Annotated in this window: 17 protein-coding genes; 12 read left to right on the forward strand and 5 right to left on the reverse strand. The window is 65.9% G+C overall.

Features of this window, described 5'->3' with window-relative positions; all coding sequences use genetic code 11:
• On the reverse strand, positions 1–471 hold a 471-nt coding region (locus AC1DY7_RS29735), incomplete at its 3' end, for a hypothetical protein (protein WP_477497349.1).
• Between the two features lie 2 nt (positions 472–473).
• On the reverse strand, positions 474–1,316 hold the full coding sequence (locus AC1DY7_RS29740) for a hypothetical protein (protein ID WP_477497350.1): 843 nt from the start codon (positions 1,314–1,316) through the stop codon (positions 474–476).
• 420 nt (positions 1,317–1,736) lie between these two features.
• Here AC1DY7_RS29740 and AC1DY7_RS29745 point away from each other — a divergent pair, with 420 nt between their 5' ends.
• A complete protein-coding gene (locus AC1DY7_RS29745; protein WP_477497351.1) occupies positions 1,737–3,761 on the forward strand; it encodes a cellulase family glycosylhydrolase in 2,025 nt (674 codons plus the stop codon).
• On the opposite strand, the gene AC1DY7_RS29750 is transcribed toward AC1DY7_RS29745, so the two are convergent.
• A complete protein-coding gene (locus AC1DY7_RS29750; RefSeq protein ID WP_477497352.1) occupies positions 3,762–4,547 on the reverse strand; it encodes a hypothetical protein in 786 nt (261 codons plus the stop codon). It lies immediately after the preceding gene.
• A gap of 38 nt (positions 4,548–4,585) precedes the next feature.
• Here AC1DY7_RS29750 and AC1DY7_RS29755 point away from each other — a divergent pair, with 38 nt between their 5' ends.
• The 10 genes from AC1DY7_RS29755 to AC1DY7_RS29800 all read left to right on the forward strand — a co-directional run bounded on the left by AC1DY7_RS29755 (position 4,586) and on the right by AC1DY7_RS29800 (position 15,396).
• Positions 4,586–5,539 carry an ankyrin repeat domain-containing protein gene (locus tag AC1DY7_RS29755; RefSeq protein ID WP_477497353.1) on the forward strand — a complete coding sequence of 318 codons (954 nt, stop codon included), beginning with the start codon at positions 4,586–4,588 and terminating at the stop codon, positions 5,537–5,539.
• A 183-nt stretch (positions 5,540–5,722) separates the two neighbouring features.
• Entirely contained in the window at positions 5,723–6,796 is a 1,074-nt protein-coding gene (locus tag AC1DY7_RS29760; protein WP_477497354.1) for a GGDEF domain-containing protein, read from the forward strand.
• Positions 6,797–6,965: 169 nt separating this feature from the next.
• Entirely contained in the window at positions 6,966–8,336 is a 1,371-nt protein-coding gene (locus AC1DY7_RS29765; RefSeq protein WP_477497449.1) for an amino acid ABC transporter substrate-binding protein/permease, read from the forward strand.
• Positions 8,337–8,348: 12 nt separating this feature from the next.
• On the forward strand, positions 8,349–9,122 hold the full coding sequence (locus tag AC1DY7_RS29770; RefSeq protein ID WP_477497355.1) for an amino acid ABC transporter ATP-binding protein: 774 nt from the start codon (positions 8,349–8,351) through the stop codon (positions 9,120–9,122).
• Between the two features lie 208 nt (positions 9,123–9,330).
• Complete coding sequence (locus tag AC1DY7_RS29775; protein WP_477497356.1) at positions 9,331–10,917, forward strand: PE-PPE domain-containing protein; 1,587 nt, start codon at positions 9,331–9,333, stop codon at positions 10,915–10,917.
• A gap of 90 nt (positions 10,918–11,007) precedes the next feature.
• On the forward strand, positions 11,008–11,319 hold the full coding sequence (locus AC1DY7_RS29780) for a hypothetical protein (protein WP_477497357.1): 312 nt from the start codon (positions 11,008–11,010) through the stop codon (positions 11,317–11,319).
• Between the two features lie 26 nt (positions 11,320–11,345).
• Positions 11,346–11,576 (forward strand): hypothetical protein, encoded by a 231-nt coding sequence (locus tag AC1DY7_RS29785; protein WP_477497358.1) that lies wholly within the window; start codon positions 11,346–11,348, stop codon positions 11,574–11,576.
• Positions 11,573–13,162, forward strand: a complete 1,590-nt coding sequence (locus AC1DY7_RS29790) for a S53 family peptidase (RefSeq protein WP_477497359.1) — start codon at positions 11,573–11,575, stop codon at positions 13,160–13,162. Before AC1DY7_RS29785 ends, AC1DY7_RS29790 begins: the two co-directional genes overlap by 4 nt.
• Complete coding sequence (locus AC1DY7_RS29795) at positions 13,159–14,619, forward strand: zinc ribbon domain-containing protein (protein WP_477497360.1); 1,461 nt, start codon at positions 13,159–13,161, stop codon at positions 14,617–14,619. The genes AC1DY7_RS29790 and AC1DY7_RS29795 overlap by 4 nt, the downstream gene beginning before the upstream one ends.
• Positions 14,620–14,646: 27 nt before the next feature.
• Positions 14,647–15,396 carry an alpha/beta fold hydrolase gene (locus AC1DY7_RS29800; RefSeq protein ID WP_477497361.1) on the forward strand — a complete coding sequence of 250 codons (750 nt, stop codon included), beginning with the start codon at positions 14,647–14,649 and terminating at the stop codon, positions 15,394–15,396.
• Here the strand turns inward: AC1DY7_RS29800 and AC1DY7_RS29805 are convergent.
• Positions 15,389–16,156 carry a DUF427 domain-containing protein gene (locus AC1DY7_RS29805; protein ID WP_477497362.1) on the reverse strand — a complete coding sequence of 256 codons (768 nt, stop codon included), beginning with the start codon at positions 16,154–16,156 and terminating at the stop codon, positions 15,389–15,391. The genes AC1DY7_RS29800 and AC1DY7_RS29805 overlap by 8 nt on opposite strands.
• Before the next feature lie 37 nt (positions 16,157–16,193).
• Positions 16,194–16,538, reverse strand: coding sequence for a DUF732 domain-containing protein (locus tag AC1DY7_RS29810; protein ID WP_477497363.1), 345 nt, complete (start codon positions 16,536–16,538; stop codon positions 16,194–16,196).
• Positions 16,539–16,798: 260 nt separating this feature from the next.
• Between AC1DY7_RS29810 and AC1DY7_RS29815 the strand changes: the two genes are divergently transcribed.
• Positions 16,799–17,170, forward strand: coding sequence for a DUF1622 domain-containing protein (locus AC1DY7_RS29815; RefSeq protein WP_477497364.1), 372 nt, complete (start codon positions 16,799–16,801; stop codon positions 17,168–17,170).
• Positions 17,171–17,325: the final 155 nt, after the last annotated feature.

A 17,325-nucleotide genomic window follows, 5' to 3' on the forward strand; every position in this document is an offset into this window, starting at 1 on the left:
TGGGTGGGTGCGGTCGAAGGCCATGTCGTTGGTGGTGATGTAGGCGCGGGTTTTCTTGCTGTCGAACGTGATTGGGGCGGCGAGTTCGGATCCTCCGGTGGAGGCGAGTGGGCCGATCAGTGCGCCGGTGCTGGTGTTGATYACTCCGRCATAGGTGGTRGAGAGGCCGCCTYTGGCGGTTTGGTCGTTGATCAGGGTGACCAGGGCGCGGCCTTTGGCGTAGAAGTTCAGGCCACCGACSAGYTGGGTGTCGGGTTTGTCGATGGGGGTTGCGATCACGGCACCGGTGGTGGTGTTGATCAGGGTGGCGATGGTGCGGTGGCGTAGTGGTCCTTGGCCGGGGGCGCCGCCGGTGGTGCCGGCGACATCGTCGGTGACCAACCAGACGCGAGAGTTCTTGTCGGTGAACACCGCCCCGGTGGTGGTGCCGTTGACCCGGATCGGATCGGAAACCCACGCACCGGTACTCAAGTTCAACACCCCGAACTGGGCGCGTCCACGATGGCAAGCGCCAGCGTGCCTGACGTGGGTGAGACCTGCAGTGTCCGTTGGCCATCCAAGCGGTACTGCAACGCTCCTCCGCTGCCGACCGGCACCGGGTCGGGTGGTGCGCTCGAAAGGCTGGCGGCGGAGTGATGGCCGACGGCCGCCGAGGTGACTCGCCGGAAGAACAGCAACAGCGACTCCAACGGTGCGGGTGCCGGCGTGGCGGGAGCGGGGCTGTTGGTCTCGATGTGTGCTGGTGGTGCTTCATGCAATTCGGTGGAAGCCGCGGCGGCCCTTGCACGAGCCGGGGTAAGCGCCGGAGTTGAAATGCCGGCTGCTTTTTCGTTCTTGTCCTGCACTGTCAGCGTGAGAACTGCAGGTTTGGTGACGGCTTGCGAATCGGCCGCCTGCGGTGGCGTCACCGCTGTGGTCTTCCGTGCCCCAGGTGCGGGAACCTGGTCGTCCGACTCTTCAGCATCGACGTGTGTGGATACCTTGACGCGTTCGGCGGCTTTGGCGCCGCGCTTCTTGTGCGTGGACGTCGGGGCGCCGAGGTGCTCGTCGGTATCGGCCTTGGGGCCTGTTGCTGACGGTTCGGGTGAATCGTTGGTGTTGGCGGTCGGCTTCTTGGTTTTCTTGGACGGAGTGGGATCACCTGCCGGACCGGCCGTCGCGCCCGCTGTGCCACCATCCGATGTCGGTTCCGCCAAGGCGATCCCATGACCCGTCGTCATCGCGACTCCGAGGCCCAGCGCGACCGCGCCGGCGCCCAGCCACCGATAGGGCTCTTGACTGCGCCGGGACGTGTGGGCTTTCTTCGGCGTGGTCATCTCCGGCTGCCTCCCGTACGCGCGTGAAACTCCTGCTCAGCGAGTATCTGGGAGCCCTGCTGGGTGGGGGTGAGTAGTTGGGTACGTGACTGGGAATGAAGCGCGGATTGTGCGAGTAGAGAGGGCGAAAGAAGTTAACTGAGATATATCAATACCGTCAATTATTGCACTAGAACAGGCGTGCAGATGCCAGCGAAGTGATTTGCTCCCATGGCCTTTCGCCATCCCGCGCGGGGCGGATGTGGAGGTTGTTCTTCGAGCTGGCTGACCATCGCGCATCTCCGGCGGCGGGTCACATGAAAATTTGCCGAGTCATGCGGAGGTGATTCCCATATCGCCGGACATGACTCCCAGGATCCACTAATGTCACTTTGCAGCGCTTCACGGACGGTGCCTCCCACTCGCGCACAGGAGAAGATCATGCGGACAGACGCGTTCGGAATGTTCTGGCGGCGAATGGTTCCCGGGGTTGTCGTGGTCATGGGGCTGGCACTCATCGGCGGTACGGCTGAACGGCAGATTGCCGTTTCGCATCAGGTCGCGCTGGCGGCCGCGATCGACGACTCGTCGAATACCGTCGGGCTCGCCGACTCGAACCTGGCGCGGTTGGGCACCGAAGCGGAAATCGACCAGCAGCTGAAGATGATGCACGACATCGGCATCCAGAACGTGCGTATCGGGATTTCCTGGGCCACTCTGCAACCCCTCAATCCCAATGGTTACAACTGGGGACTCACCAACTACGACTATGTGGTCGACAGGGCCGAGCATTACGGCATGGGCGTGCTGGCGGTGTTGCACGAGACGCCGAGCTGGGCGGGCGACAGGATCATCTCGGGCATGCCCGACGATGTGACGAAGTTCGGCGACTTCGCGGAAGAAGTGGCGACCCACTTCGATGGCAGGATTTCGGCCTACGAGGTGTGGAACGAGCCCAATGCGAAGTTCTTCCTAAACCCGGTGAGTCCGGAAAACTACACCAAACTTTTGATTGAGGCACACGATCGCATCAAGGACGTCGACGACAGCATCACCATCGTCGGCGGTGTTCTCGGCTTCGGATTCTCCTTGCCCAGCCCCACTGATCCTTCGACCACCATGAACCCGGTGACATTCCTCGAACGGATGTACGCGGCCGGCGCCCAGGGCAACTTCGACGCGCTGAGCTTCCATCCCTATAAGCCCGACATCAAATTCTCCGACCAAGTGGGAAATCCGCTCACACCCCGCGCGCAGTTGGAGGAACTGCGAACCCTGATGGCGCTCCATGGCGACGAGGGTTTGAAGATCTGGGCCACCGAATACGGCCTGCCGACCCCCGCGATAGACCCGACGGACCCGGCCTACATCTCGCCCGAGAAGCAAGCCGACTTCATCAAGGATTTCCTCGAAAACTGGGGAAAGGTAGACGGCACCGGGCCGATCTTCATCTACTCGACGCGCGATCTGGACACCGGAAGTGACGAAGAGCAAGACACCTACGGCATCTGGGAAACGGACTGGACACCAAAGCCGGCCGTCGAGGTCATCAAGGACTTCATTGCAGCCCAAAACGGCAATCCGATCATCGACTTCATCCGCAATGCCATCGTGAATCTCGCGAAGATCACGGGTGCTGTGATCAAGGGCATCGTCAACGTGACGGTCGGCATCGTCAACGCCCTGGTGGACGCCACCGTGTGGGTCGTCAAGACCATCGCCAAGGTCGCGGGTGCGGTGGTGCAGGGCATCGTCGACATCGCCAAGCGCATCGGCACGGCCATCTGCAACACCGTGCATGCCGTGGTGGATCGCATCCAGGACTTCTTCAACCGCAACGATCCGGCCGCCACCACCGAGACACTGACCGGCGCCCGGTCGTTGCGTGCTGCGTCGGGGGCGCTCACCACCACTGCCGCCGAAGTCAACACCGGGACGGTCGTCAAGGAGCACGAATCCGGAACTGCTGCAGTAGATCTGGACAAGGACGACGAGGTGGCCGCCGGCGACGACGCCACCGAGACCGCGGAAACCACCGAGCCCACGACCGAGACCAAACCCACTGCGACCATTGAGGTGAAGCCCACCGCGACAACCGAGCCCACGACGGAGGCGAAGCCGACCCCCACGACGGAGCCCACGACCGAGCCCACGACGGAGGCGAAGCCGACCCCCACGACGGAGCCCACCGTCAAGGCAACCGCGACCAAGGAGACCGAGAAGCCCGCCACGCCGTCCACGCCGTCCACGTCGACCAAGGATCCGAAAGACGCCGACGACACCACCCCGGCGAAGAAAACCGAAGCGACCAAGAAGGACGACGACGAGGCCTCGCCGAAGCCGGGCACCACCTCCACATCGACCAAGGTGAACACCACCACCGGCGGGTCCGCGACGGGCACCTCGGGTCAGGAATCGTCGCCGGGCGCCGGGGTCAAAGCCGGTTCGGCAAGCGCGAGCGAGTAATCAGCCGAGGTGTGGCGGCAGCCGCACCGCCACCGCAGGATGCGACGCGATGAGGCTGTTCAGTGCGCGCCATTTCCGCAAGGTGGGGGCCAGTATCCCGGCCGGGTCGCCGCGATGGATCGCCTCCAACAGCGTCGACTGGGCCGGCTCCGAGGTTTGCAACATCTCCGGTGGCAGCGGGTGAATGCCCTGCGGCCCAAGCGATTCAACCTGATGGCTGAACCGCTCGAGCCGAGGAACGGCAGAATCGCCGCGGGTCAGCACGACGCGGGCCCACGGTGCGGCGACCTCGATGGTGGCAGGCGTGCTCGCACGTTCGGCGTAGCAGAACCACAACGCCGGCCCGTCGGGCGACGGTGGCCACGATTCGGGGAGCGGTGGCGTCCGCCGCAACACCCATCCGTCCTCGGCGCCGGTGTCCGCCCAGGCCTGATCGACCAGGAATTGGATGTTCGGTCGTCGAGGTTGAGACGTATTGTCCCGCAACGGCGTGAGTCTGCGCGCCAGCGCAGCGGCGGGAGGCGACGCGCCGAGCGCCGGGGCCAGCAGCAGCCACGCCCACAGCCACCACCGAACACTGCTGCCGTTGAGCGTGGCCAGCACCGTGCACACCGCCTGCGCTACCCACAGCGGCGCTAGCACGATCAACGCCGAGAAGCCGACCGCGACGCCGCCCTCCCAGCGCATCGAGTCGTCGTTCGACTCCAGGATCTTGGCGGCTGCCACGGCCACGCCCGCAAGGATGGCCAACCCGAGCAGCAGCGCGACCATATCTGTCACCGACACGCCTTCAGCATGCCGCACGGGTACGGCATGCTGAACGCGTGCCGGAACAGCTGGTCGAATATCAGGAGGGCTACGCCCGGGTCATCGTGTCGCGCAACGGTGATGAGCTGGTGTTCTGGTCGGACTTCGACGACAACGGCCGGTCGATCCAGTCGGAGTCCCGGATCGCCGTCGCTGATTTCCTCGCCAAGGGCGAGGGGCCGTGGCCGTGGTACGACCTCACCGATCGCCGCGACGGAGCGCTGAAGGTGCTCGGCGCACTCGGTGTCGCGCCGCCGGCGTGGACGGAGCCACTGCCTGCCGACGTCCTCGAACTCTTCAACCGCGCCCAGAACGGTTGGGCGTCGGTGGCAGATCTGCTGGCCCGCGGCGTCGGGGCCGACGTGCTCGACCCGTGTGGTGCATCCGCGCTCTGGTACGCGGTGCGGTCCTTACAGGAGGGCGCCGCCCTGGTCCTCGTCGACGCCGGCGCCGATGCTGCCCGGCGCATCGAACTCTCGGCGCGCGGGGAGCGGTTCACGACGATCCTGCACGAGATCGTCACCCTCGGCCGGACTGTCGCGCTCGCCCGGGCACTCGGCCGGGGTACCGACCCGACGGTGCGTGACTCCGAGGGCGCAACGCCCCTGCACGTGCTCGGCGACCGATCCGACCATCTCAATCCGGGCATCGTTCGAGCTCTGGTCACTGCCGGCGCGGATGTCGACGCCCAAGCCACCGGCGGCGGACGGCCCATCGAGGCGGCGGCGCGGCGGCTGCTGCCCGCGACCGTGGGCACCATGCTCGAGCTGGGTGCTCAGCCGGCACGCGCACTCGACGCACTGTTGGTGTGGTGGTCGGTGAACATCCCGTGGGCGGGTTATCGCGCCGCCGTGGTGGTGAGTGTCGTCGAGATCCTGCGCGCCGGGGGAGCGGTGGTCACCGACCGGCACGGCGCGTTGGCTGCCGAGGCCGGGGTCGGCTCGGTCTGCGCGGCGTTGACGACTGGCTGACACTGCATTCTAATTAGCTGTGACTCCGCCTGGGCGGAACTGTACTTGCATGAGCAAAATTGTTTGTCGCGATCATTGATCGAGAAGTGCAGCCTGAAAGCGCAGCTGTCACTCATCGGCTAAGTTTGCTAGAAATGAACGCGAGGCTGGCTAGTTAGCTATTGGGACATGAGGGCAGCGGGGATGGCTCGACTCGGGGAATGGCTCAACGAGCCTGACCAGTTCGACGTGATGACTGCTGTCCTGCACCACCGCGGGATGATCCGCCCGACCCGCATGCTCATGGCGCTGGTCGCGGCATCGGCGGCACTCACCCCCATCTCGCTCCTCATCCCCATGTACGGCGATGTGACGATCGAGATCGTTCTGGTCAGCTTGCTCGGCGGCGGACTGGCATGTGTGATGACGTGGTTCTGGCTCACGCGGTGGCCCACCCAGCGCGTATCCCTGATCTCGGTTCTGATCGGCACCGTGTGCGTCGCGGCGTTCAGCGTCTGCCAGCCGACGTCCGCCCTGGCGGTGCTGACCTGCACTGCCGCGGCGATCACCGGCGGCTACATCGGCTTCTTCCACAACACCCGGGCGCTGCTGTTCAACATGGTCGTCGGCTTGTCCGCATCCGCATTCGCGGCGTATCGACTGGCCGGCGAAACCGACCTCGCGACCGCCACCGCCGCGTTCTGGATCATGTGGCTGATCAACACGACGGTGCCGCTCGCCATCCGCGGCACGTCGGGGGCCATGAGCCACTACGCTATTCGCTCCGACGAGGACCCGTTGACCGGACTGCTCAACCGACGAGCATTCCTGGAGATCGTCGAACGACGATTGATCGCCGAGATGGTCAGTGACCACCTCGTGGTGATCATGGTCGACCTCGACGACTTCAAGCGCGTCAACGACACGCACGGGCACGCGGAGGGCGACCGGGTGCTGCTGCGGGTCGCCGACATCCTGCGCGAGCACGCGCCCGTCAATTCGGCCATCTGCCGGGCCGGGGGTGAGGAGTTCCTGATCGCGGTGGCCGCGCACACCGAGGAGGCGGCGGCCATCGCGACGCCGCTGTGCGAAGCGATCGCCGCCCGGCTCGGCGATGTCAGTGCCAGCGTCGGCGTTGCTGCGGCGCCGCGGCACAGTGTGCAGGCCGCGTCACGCCCGGTCGAGCTGATCGACGAGCTCATCGGCGCGGCCGATCTGGCGATGTATGAGGCCAAGCGAAGCGGTGGCAACCGCGTCGTGGTCGGCGCCCGTCCGTAGGGATTCGGCGCTCCGTTCTCTGACGCGAAGCGACCCCGCCCGCTAGCGTTGAGCTCCGCGCAATGCGGACGAGGGGAGGCGGGGCATGAAGCGTTCGACATGTAGACCAGGGGTGCTGCACAGAACGGTGGCGGTGGTCGCCGCCCTGTTGATCGGCGCGCTGAGCCTCATGCTGACGGCGGGCCCGGCGTCAGCGGATGGCGAGAAATACACCATTGCCACGGACACGACGTTTGCGCCGTTCGAATTCCAGGACAAGCAAGGCAATTTCGTCGGTATCGACATGGATGTCATCCGGGCGATCGCCGAAGACCAGAAGTTCAGCGTCGATATCAAACCGCTGGGATTCGACGCGGCGCTGCAGGCCGTCCAGGCGAATCAGGTGGACGGTGTCATCGCAGGCATGTCCATCACCGACGCCCGCAAGAAGGTATTCGACTTCTCCGAACCGTATTTCGAGTCCGGCATCCAGATGGCGGTGTTGAAGTCCAACGACGACATCAAGTCCTACGAGGACCTCCGGGGTAAGCGGGTCTCGGTCAAGAACGGCACCCAGGGTTCGGACTTCGCCAATTCGATCAAGGACAAGTACGGCTTCCAGGTGGTGTCGTTCGCGGATTCGTCCACCATGTTCGACGAAGTGAAGACCGGTAACTCGGTGGCCGTGTTCGAGGACTACCCCGTTCTGCTGTACGGCATCGCGCAGGGCAACGGGTTCAAGACCGTCACCCCCAAGGAAGATCCGACGGGTTATGGCTTCGCGGTCAACAAGGGCCGAAATGCGGAGCTGCTGCAGAAGTTCAACGCCGGCCTGGACAACCTCAAGAAATCGGGACGCTACGACGAGATCCTCAACCGTTACCTCGGTGAAGGTGCATCGAACGACGACAACTCGTTCTTCGGTCTGATCAAGAGCACCTTCCCGATCCTGTTGCAGGGTCTGAAGATGACCGTCATCCTGACGGTCGTCTCCATCGCGATCGCCCTCGTCCTCGGCATCATTTTCGGGCTGCTGCGGGTGTCGCGGTCCATCTGGCTGCGGGCCATCGGCACCACGTTCGTCGACGTCTTCCGGGGCACACCGCTTCTGGTGCAGGCCTTCTTCATCTACTTCGGCATTCCGTCCGCACTCGGTTTCCAGATGAGCGCGCTGACGGCCGGCATCATCACGCTGTCCCTCAATGCCGGTGCCTACATGACCGAGATCGTGCGTGGCGGCATCCAGTCGGTGGACAAGGGGCAGATGGAGGCCGCCCGCAGCCTCGGTATCGGGTATCTGCCGACGATGCGCAGAGTGATTCTGCCCCAGGCGATCCGGACGATGATCCCGTCGTACATCAACCAGTTCGTCATCACCCTGAAGGACACGTCGATCCTGTCGGTCATCGGCATCGCCGAGCTGACCCAGACCGGCCGGATCATCATCGCCGGCAACTTCCAGTCGTTCAAGATGTGGCTGATCATCGGCATCATCTACTTCGTGGTGATCATGGCGCTCACCAAACTCTCGGACCGGCTCGAACACCGGCTAGTGAAATAGGGGCATCGAACCATGACCGATCTCATTCCCGAAGCCGCCGCCACCGAGCCGGCCGGAGCCGTCAAGATCCGCATCGAGGGCCTGAAGAAGTCTTTCGGAGACCTGCTGGTGCTCAACGGAATCGACACCACGGTCAAGCAGGGCGAGGTGGTGTGTGTCATCGGCCCGTCGGGATCCGGTAAGTCCACGTTCCTGCGCTGCCTGAACAAGTTGGAGGACATCTCGGGCGGCAAGGTCGTGATCGACGAGTTCGACCTCACCGACCCCAAGGTGGACCTGGACAAGGTCCGTCAGCACATCGGCATGGTGTTCCAGCACTTCAACCTGTTCCCGCACATGACGGTGATCGACAACGTCACCCTCGCGCCGCTGCTCACCAAGAAACTGGACAAGGCGGCCGCCGAGAAGAAGGCCCTCGAACTCCTGGCCCAGGTGGGGCTGGCGGAGAAGGCCCAGGTGAAACCCGCGACATTGTCGGGCGGTCAGAAGCAGCGCGTCGCGATCGCGCGGGCGCTGGCCATGAATCCGTCGATCATGTTGTTCGACGAGGCCACCAGCGCGCTGGACCCAGAGATGGTGGGCGACGTGCTCGAGGTGCTGCGCGCCCTCGCCGAAGGGGGAATGACGATGGTGGTGGTCACCCACGAGATGGGTTTCGCCCGCGAGGTCGCGTCCCGGGTGATCTTCATGGACGGCGGCAACATCGTGGAGGACGCGCCGCCTGCCGAGTTGTTCGACAACCCGAAGCACCCGCGGCTGCAGGAGTTCCTGTCCAAGGTGCTCTAGGACTGCCGCTGGTACGGTCGTGCCAAACCTACTCTTGAGTAAGGATTTGCCCGGCCGTTTCTCACGTGAGAGATGTTCGGCTCCGGCCACCTTTGGGCGAGTGCGGTCCAAAGGGTGGGCGTGTCGCATATTTGCGTGGTAGAAACATCCCCAAGGGCGCCTAGCTGCGGGGAGATTCAGCGGGCGCCCAATGCCTGGGGAGGGTGTCATGTTGGGTCGTCCGATGGTGCAGGTGGCGTCATCCGCCACCAGAACGATCGCGGTGTTCGCTGTAATCGCAGTACTCGGCTTTTTGTCGAGTGTCGGCGTCGGCGTGCGACTGCTCGCAGGCACGTTGGTGGCCATCGGCGGTAACAGCAACCCGACCAGCATCAGCATGATCCAGGAGCTCGGCGGTGATCCGAGGCCGCTCGGGTTCAACCCCGGGAGTGTGGGGGTGGACGGCAAGGGCTACCTCGATCCGGCCAACCCGGACTCGCCGTACTTCGGATACGACTTCGAGAACGTCCCGTGGCCGTCGCAAATCCCGTTCACCTCCGGGTGGGACGGCAAGACCAGCTTCGAACAGTCGCAGCGGCAAGGCCTACTCAACGTCCAAGACGCGCTGAACCCCCTGCTGGATCCCACGCTGAACCCCGAAGATCCCGTCGCGGTGGCCGGCTACTCGTCCGGCGCCAACGTCGTCGTGCGTGAGATGCGCTACCTGCAGTCGATCGGTTCGCCCGACACGGAGCGGCTCGAGTTCCTGCTCATCGCCAGCATGAACCGTCCCAATGGCGGAATCGCGCAACGCTTTCCGGGACTTTTCGTGCCGTTACTCAACATCGGGTTCGACGGCACCACCCCGACCGACACCCCGTACAAGACCACCGATGTCAGCTGGGAGTACGACCCGATCTCGGATTTCCCGAACTATCCGCTCAACTTCTTGGCCGACCTGAACGCGCTGGTGGGTTTCGGCCTGCTCCACGCGAACTATTTCCCCGCGGACATGACCGGCCCGCGGGTGCGTCCGGACGTCACCGTCGGCAACATCACCTACGTCACGCTGACGGCACCGGAGCTTCCGTTGGCGGCGGCGCTCAAGATGCTGGGAGTGCCCAAGCAGTTGCGCGACCTCGTCGAACCGGCGCTGAAGGTGCTCGTCGATCTCGGCTATGACCGCTCGATCAGCCCCGGCGTCGCGACGCCCGCGTCGCTGTCGCCCACCCCGCAGCGCTTGCTCGCGCTGCCGGTCAAGCTGCTCAACGCGGTGGGCGTGGGCATTCGGCATGCGCTCAACCCGTCCTGGGACAAGCCGTCCTCGGACACTGCGCCCGCGGTCTCGGATGAGACGACGGACAAGACTCCCGTCGCAGCCACCGCGCTGCCCCAGGCGAAGACGACCACGAACGCCCTCACCGCCTCGAGTGCACAGAAGGCTGCCCCGAAAACTGCTGCGGGCGAAGCCGATACCGCCGACGAGGTCAAGAAGGTCACCGTCGCAGGTGCAGCGACTGAGGGCGCGCCGGATGAAGCCGCCGCCGAGACCCCTGCGGCGACGGAGAAGCCGAGCGGCGATGCCGCACAGCCGGCACGTCGGCAGCCCAGCCGTACGCCGCGTCCACACCGCGTCAAGACACCCGCGGCGGTGGATTCGACGACACCGGCGGATGCGACGGATGCCGGCCCCGCGCCGACCGCCGGCGGTGGCAAGCACGCCGCCCCGGACAAGACCGATGCGGCCGGCGACCGCGCGCCCCGGCACGCCGCTGGACACGGGAATGACGCCGGCTCGGACAAGAAGGCTGCCTAACCCGTAAAACCCATGCGTCACCGTCTGATGTGCGACGATGGTGTTGATCTTGTTTTCAACTAGGTGCTGCGGCCGCATGGGATGGATGTCATGGCTTCACAGGTATTTGTTCGACGTCTCGGGATGACCGCCGGTTGCGCGGCCCTGATCGCGCTGGGTGGCCTCACGGCAGCGTGCGGTTCGAGTGACAAGCAAGAGGCGCCGTCCAGCACGACGACCACCACCACGACCACGACGACGACGGCCCCGCCCGAGACTCCGGCGCCCACGTCGGCGCCGCCGCTGGCTCCGACGCAGAACTCGATCGACCCGACCGGCGGGAACCTGTTCACGCCGTCGGTCGTCGCTCCGCCTGCTCCGACGGAACCCCCGGGCGTGCACCGCCACGGGTCGTCGTCCTAGATCGGACGGGCATCGTGGCATCACGCGTGCGCGTCATCGCCGGTGCGACAGCGCTTATCGCGCTGGGTGGCTTGACCGCGGCCTGCGGCAGCAGTGACAAGGAAAGCCCCAGCAACTCAACGACCAGCACGACCACCACGACGACCGCACCGCCTGCGACGTCGGAAACCGTGGCTCCCACGCAGAATTCGATCGATCCGACGGGCGGGAACCTGTTCACCCCGCCGGTCGTGGCGCCGCAGGCGCCGCAGGCATGAGCGGTCGACGCCGACTGTGGGTGCTGGTGGTGACCGGGTTACTGCTAGCAGCCGACATTGCGCCGCTCCCGCACACTGTCGATGCCGTGCTCGCCGGCCCCTACGCGCGGCTTCTGGCCGCGTCAACGGATTTGGGTGCATCGCGGTCGGGGGACACCCAACTGACCGTGATGCTGGCCGATGCGCGCAGACCCGACGAACTGATCGGCTGGGCGACCGGTCGATCGCTTGAGGTGCGGTGGCGACCCGGAGACTCGTGGGCCGTCGTCGAGGGCACGGCGCATAGTGTGGCGAGGGCATTCGGTGTGCCCGTGCGCGATTACCGTGGCCGACGCGGCCAGGTGTTCTACGCATCGCCACAGCAACCCGCGGTACCCGCTGAATTGGCAGGCCCGGTCACCGAGACGGGGCGCATCCTCGGTTACACCCCGCATCACCTGGCGCGCCCCGATCTGCTGCCGCTCGACGTGCCGCCCCAAGGACTCAACCCGGATGCGCTGCTGGCCGCGTACAACGCCCAACCCCTCGCCGCGGCCGGCTTCACCGGTAAGGGTGCCACCATCGTGTTCTTCGAATTCGACGGCTACGAGCAGTCCGATCTCGACGCCTTCTCGGACATGTCCGGACTACCCAGGTTCACCCCGGTCCTCATCGGTGGCCAGCCGGGCCCGTCCACGGGCGAGACGGTGATGGATCTTCAAGTGGCGCATGCCATTGCGCCCGACGCACAGTTGGTCGTTGTCAATGCGCGTCCCACCGTGGAGGGCGACGGGGGCTACGAGAAGGTCGGGCAACTGTTCGAGGAGACGGACCGCCAGTTCCCGGGGGCGGTGTGGAGCCTGTCGATCGGATGGGGATGCGACCGGCTGCACGCCGCTGCCGATCTGGCCCCGGTTCGCGCGGCGGTGGCGGCGGCGCAGCGGCGTGGCACGACTGCCTTCGACGCGAGCGGGGACAACGGCGGCCTGGAGTGCAAGGGCGGCGCGGATTGGTCCTCGCCGCCGGGTCCAGACGACATCGGCCTGGATGCGGTGGCATCGATGCCCGAGATGACATCGGTAGGCGGCACCACGCTGTCCACCGACGCGCAGGGCCGGTGGCTGTCCGAGCGGGCCTGGGTCGATGTGCCGATGTCTCTGGGCAGCACCGGGGGTGTATCGAAACTCTATGCCCGCCCGGCCTTTCAGGGCAGCGTCACCACCGGTCGCGACCATACTCAACGGCTGGTACCGGACGTGGCGGCGGTGGCCGACCCGTTCACCGGGGTGCGCATCATGCTCGACGGGCAGCCTCGAATCGGCGCGGGAACCTCACAGGCCGCGCCCATCTGGGCGGCCCTGACCGTGCTGATGAACCAGTATCTCAAAGCCCACGGTGGGCGCCCACTGGGCGGTGACCTCAATCCGCTTCTCTACCAAGTCGCCTCGGGCTCACGGCAGCCAGGTTTCCGCGATGTCAGCCTCGGCGCGAATGCGGTGGATGTGTCCACGCCGGGCTACGACCTGGTGACGGGGCTGGGTAGCCCGAACGTCGACAATCTCGTCCGCGATCTCCTTGCCCTGCAGACGGGCGCACCGCGCCGATGACGTTGTTCCCGGATCTGCCGCCTGGCCGGCGCGCACCGTTCCGGCTCGCACTTGTGGCGGTGCTGATCGCGTTGGTGGTTTTCGCGACCCTGCGCTGGCAGGCGCCCCTGATCGGCACCGCCGTAACCGGATTCCCTCTGGTGTTCGCGTTGTATCTGCGTGCGGGCGACAGGCCGGCCCGTGCGCTGATGGTCACGGCTGCGTTCGGGGCGGCGTTGGGTCTGGGCTGGGCGCTCATCGCGGGGTCGATCGTGGCACAGGCCTACGATGTCGCGCTGGGCTCTGGGATCACCGTGGGGCACACCGTCCTGGAGGGGCTCTCGATCCCGGTGATCGGGGCCCTTCTCATGCTGGTGCCCGCCGCCGCGGCCCGCGCGCTGTCCGGGGTGGCGCGGAATCCGTACGCCGGGTTCGTATTCGGTGCGCTGGGCGCGACGGCGTTCACCGCCGTAACGACGCTGACCCGGCTCAGTCCGCAACTGGCGACGGGGGTGTCGACACGGGAACGGTCGGTGCTCGCGCTTCTCGTGGAGGCGGGAATCCAGGGTGTCGCGGTGCCGCTGATGGCGGCGGCCGTCGGCGCCATGGTCGGTGCGGCATTCGGGTTCCGCACGCGTTCCGGTGCCGCAGTTGCCGCCAGTGTGCTTGCGGCGGTGCTCCTTTACGCTTGCGTGGGCATGCTGGAGGTCGCGCCGCTGCCGCAGGGTCTACAGGTGGGCGGGCACCTCCTGCTGACAGTCGTGGCCCTGCTCGGCGCGCGCCTGGTGATCCGGGCCGGCGCCGATCCGGACACCGAACCGGCGGTCCGGGACACCCGGGTACTGCTACCTGTCGGTGTGGGCGTGGGCATTGCGGCGGTCGTGGCGTCGCTGGTGTCGGTCGTGATCACCCCTGACGTCGCGAACTACCGGTGTCCACCGGATTGCGGGCGCCCGCCCATCGGTACGCCTGTGGAGACCAACCCCCGGTTCACGGCCGAGGACGGGTCCTTCTCGGTCTCCTATCCCGGCCCGGGCACCGCGTACCGCGCGATCCTCGCCCCGGATGGCGTGACGCTGGACTTCACCGCGGGCGACACGGGCACCCTCGAACTCTTCGGCGAGCCGGCCCGCGGCCGGACGGCAAGGGCGATCGCCGAGGAACTGGTCGAGAAGAGTTATCCGGACGCCACCGTCGACTATGAGATACCCAACGCCGCAATCGGTTACCAACCGGGTTACGGCGTCTTCGCCGACGAGTACCCGCAGGACTCCACCGGCACCTACACCAGGCTGCGCATCATGGTGCTGGTCGCGATCAAGAACGACGTCGCCCTGGTGGCGTCCGCCGTCGGGCCCTATCACGAGTTCAGCCCCTCGTTCGGGATCGGGCACCCGTCCGGGGCCAACCTCCAACTCGCCATGGACATCGGCAAGTACGTGAACAGCTTCACCTGGCGCGGCGATCCGCCGCGCTGAGCGCACATCGACACCAGGGATGGGTTCATGGCCATAGTTCTCGTGCACGGCAACCCGGAAACCGACGCGCTGTGGGATCCGTTGGTGACGGCACTCGGCCGCGAGGACGTGATCCGGCTGTCCCCACCGGGATTCGGCGCGCCGGTACCGGACGGTTGGGGCGGCACCTATCTGGATTACCGGGACTGGCTGGTCGGCGAGCTGACCCGCATCGGCGGCACCATCGACCTGGTGGGCCACGATTGGGGCGGCAACCACGTCGTCAACGCGATGATGCACCGCCCAGAACTGGTGCGTAGCTGGGCAACTGACATCATCGGGGTGTTCGACCCGGAGTACGTCTGGCATGAAGCCGCCCAGATCTGGCAGACTCCTGATGCCGGCGAGCAATTCGTGGACGCCCTGATCGCGGGTACCGTGCAGGACCGGGCCGAGCGGTTGGCCGCGCTCGGCATCGCCGCTGACGTCGCGGCCGAGATCGCCCCCGGGATCGGGCCGGAGATGGGCCGGGTCATCCTGTCGCTGTATCGCTCGGTGCCGGGCCAGGTCCTGGCCGAGGAAGGTCGCCGGCTCGGCGCCGCGGCCGCCACGCCCGGTCTGCACCTGCTGGCCACCGAGGACGGCTACACCGGCACCGAGGCGCTCCGGCGCCGAGCGGCGGAGCGGGCGGGCGCCCGCACCGAGGTGCTCGACGGCTTGGGGCATTGGTGGATGGTGCAGGACCCCGTCCGCGGCGCCGCGGTGCTCACCGAATTCTGGGGCTCGCTGGCTAACTGAAATGCGTTGTCGGCCGGGGTATCCGGACACCGTCGACGGTGATGTCGACCTTCTCGTTGTAGAACGCGATCAAGCCGGCGATCGGAGCCACCGCGGGCAGCGGATAGTCGTATGACCACGCAAGATCGGCGTGTACGGTCCCCTCCGCGAGCACAGACCAGTAGCCGGTCGTGGTGCCCTTGTATGGGCACAGTGACTGCGTCTGGGCAGCGGTCAGGTGCGCGAAGTCTACATCGGTGCGATCGATGTAATACCTTGTCGGTAAGCCAGTTTCGAAGAGCAGCACCGGGCAGTGGGTGTCGGCGAGGACATTCCCGCCGAGCTCCACCACCACGTGCCGGTGCGAGCGCAGAGCGTCGACACGGGTGTACGGATTGCGCGGGTGGCCCAGGATTCGCTCGTCCTCTTCGAACCAGTCCAGACTGTGCCATTCGAACCGCACGTGGCCCGGTATCAGCCCGTCGCCGGGATCGAAGACCCGTGCCGCCGAACGGACCGTGGCGCCGCCTGCGCTGATCGCGTGCAGCCGGAAAGGTCCGAACTGACTCCGTTGTGGGTGCTGCTCATCCACCAGATGATCGGCGCGCACATCGTCGAGAGGTATGTAGTACTGCGGGTAGTACGGCAGTTCCCACACATAGCGGGCGGCAGTCGTGTCGAAAATCAGCTCACCGGCGCAGTAGCCACGGACCCGGCGTGGGGCGGGCTCGACCCGGCCCCGTCGAGCGGCGTGGTCCGGGAAGTCAGCGAATTCGGACATGGCGCCATTCTCGCAATTTTCGGCGCCGGTGGTCAGGTCAGGTCAGGACTGACTTGACCATCTGCGGGCAGCGCGTCTTCACCGTCAGGGCGACGAGCCTGGTCGCCATCACCCGAGGAACGCCACCCATCGTCGCGCCGGTGACCAACCAGGCCATCGACTTGGCCCCGTCCTTCAACGACGGACAGATCGACCGGGACACCTGCTTCACCACCGCGGGATTGGCGATCGAGAATCCGGCGGCGCCCAGTGCGGCGATGATCGCGTCATCGGCTCCGTCGGCGTGCGCCGGTGCGGCGGCGAGCGGGGCGGCGGCGATGGTGATACCGACGGCTGCGGCCAGGACACGACCAGACAATGACCGGCCTTTCAGGTTCGTCATCCGTTTACTATCACGCGAATTTGCTGATCTGTCCAGTTCGGGCCGACCGTGCTGCGCGCCGGTGGACGCATCGGCCTGTCGAATGGGCAGGAGTACCGAGCTTCTGGGATTCCTGGCAATGATGCGAGACCAACGAGTCGGCGGGTACACAGGCCTGCGCCACCCGGAAGGTTGTTTGCGGGCCGGCGGTCGGGCCGATTGCCGACCGTGTCGTGCCCGGGCCGGGGCCGAAATGCCGGGCAGGGCCCTACCGTTGCGTCATGGGATTCGTAGAAGTCGTCGAGACGGTCGGCAAGGTGATCGACGGCATCGGGGTGGCGGTGATCGCGGCCGGGGCGCTGCTGGCGGTCGGGGCCACCTTTCGCCGTATGCGGGACAAAGCCAGTGATCCATACCGGTTTTTCCGGGAGCAGCTCGGACGGTCGATTCTGCTGGGCCTGGAATTCCTGGTGGCGGCAGACATCATTCGCACCGTCGCCATCACCCCCACGTGGCAGAGCGTGGTGGTGCTGGCCGGAATCGTGGTCATCCGGACGTTCCTGAGTTTCTCGTTGGAGGTCGAGATCACCGGTCGCTGGCCGTGGCAACAACGGGTGCCCGCCGAGAAGGCAAATGCGGTGACCGCCGAGTAGCCATTTCGTGTCCACCGTTCGGACGACACGCCGAATGGGATTGCGCGTGGCGAAATGGCTGATGCGTGAGAATGTTTCCTGGCACAGGTGGGGCCAGAGAGATTGGGTGCGCGTGCGCCGGACGACGAATTATCCAGCCCGTAAATTTTCTCGTG

It is taken from the genome of Mycobacterium sp. P2_H7 (genome assembly GCF_056403275.1).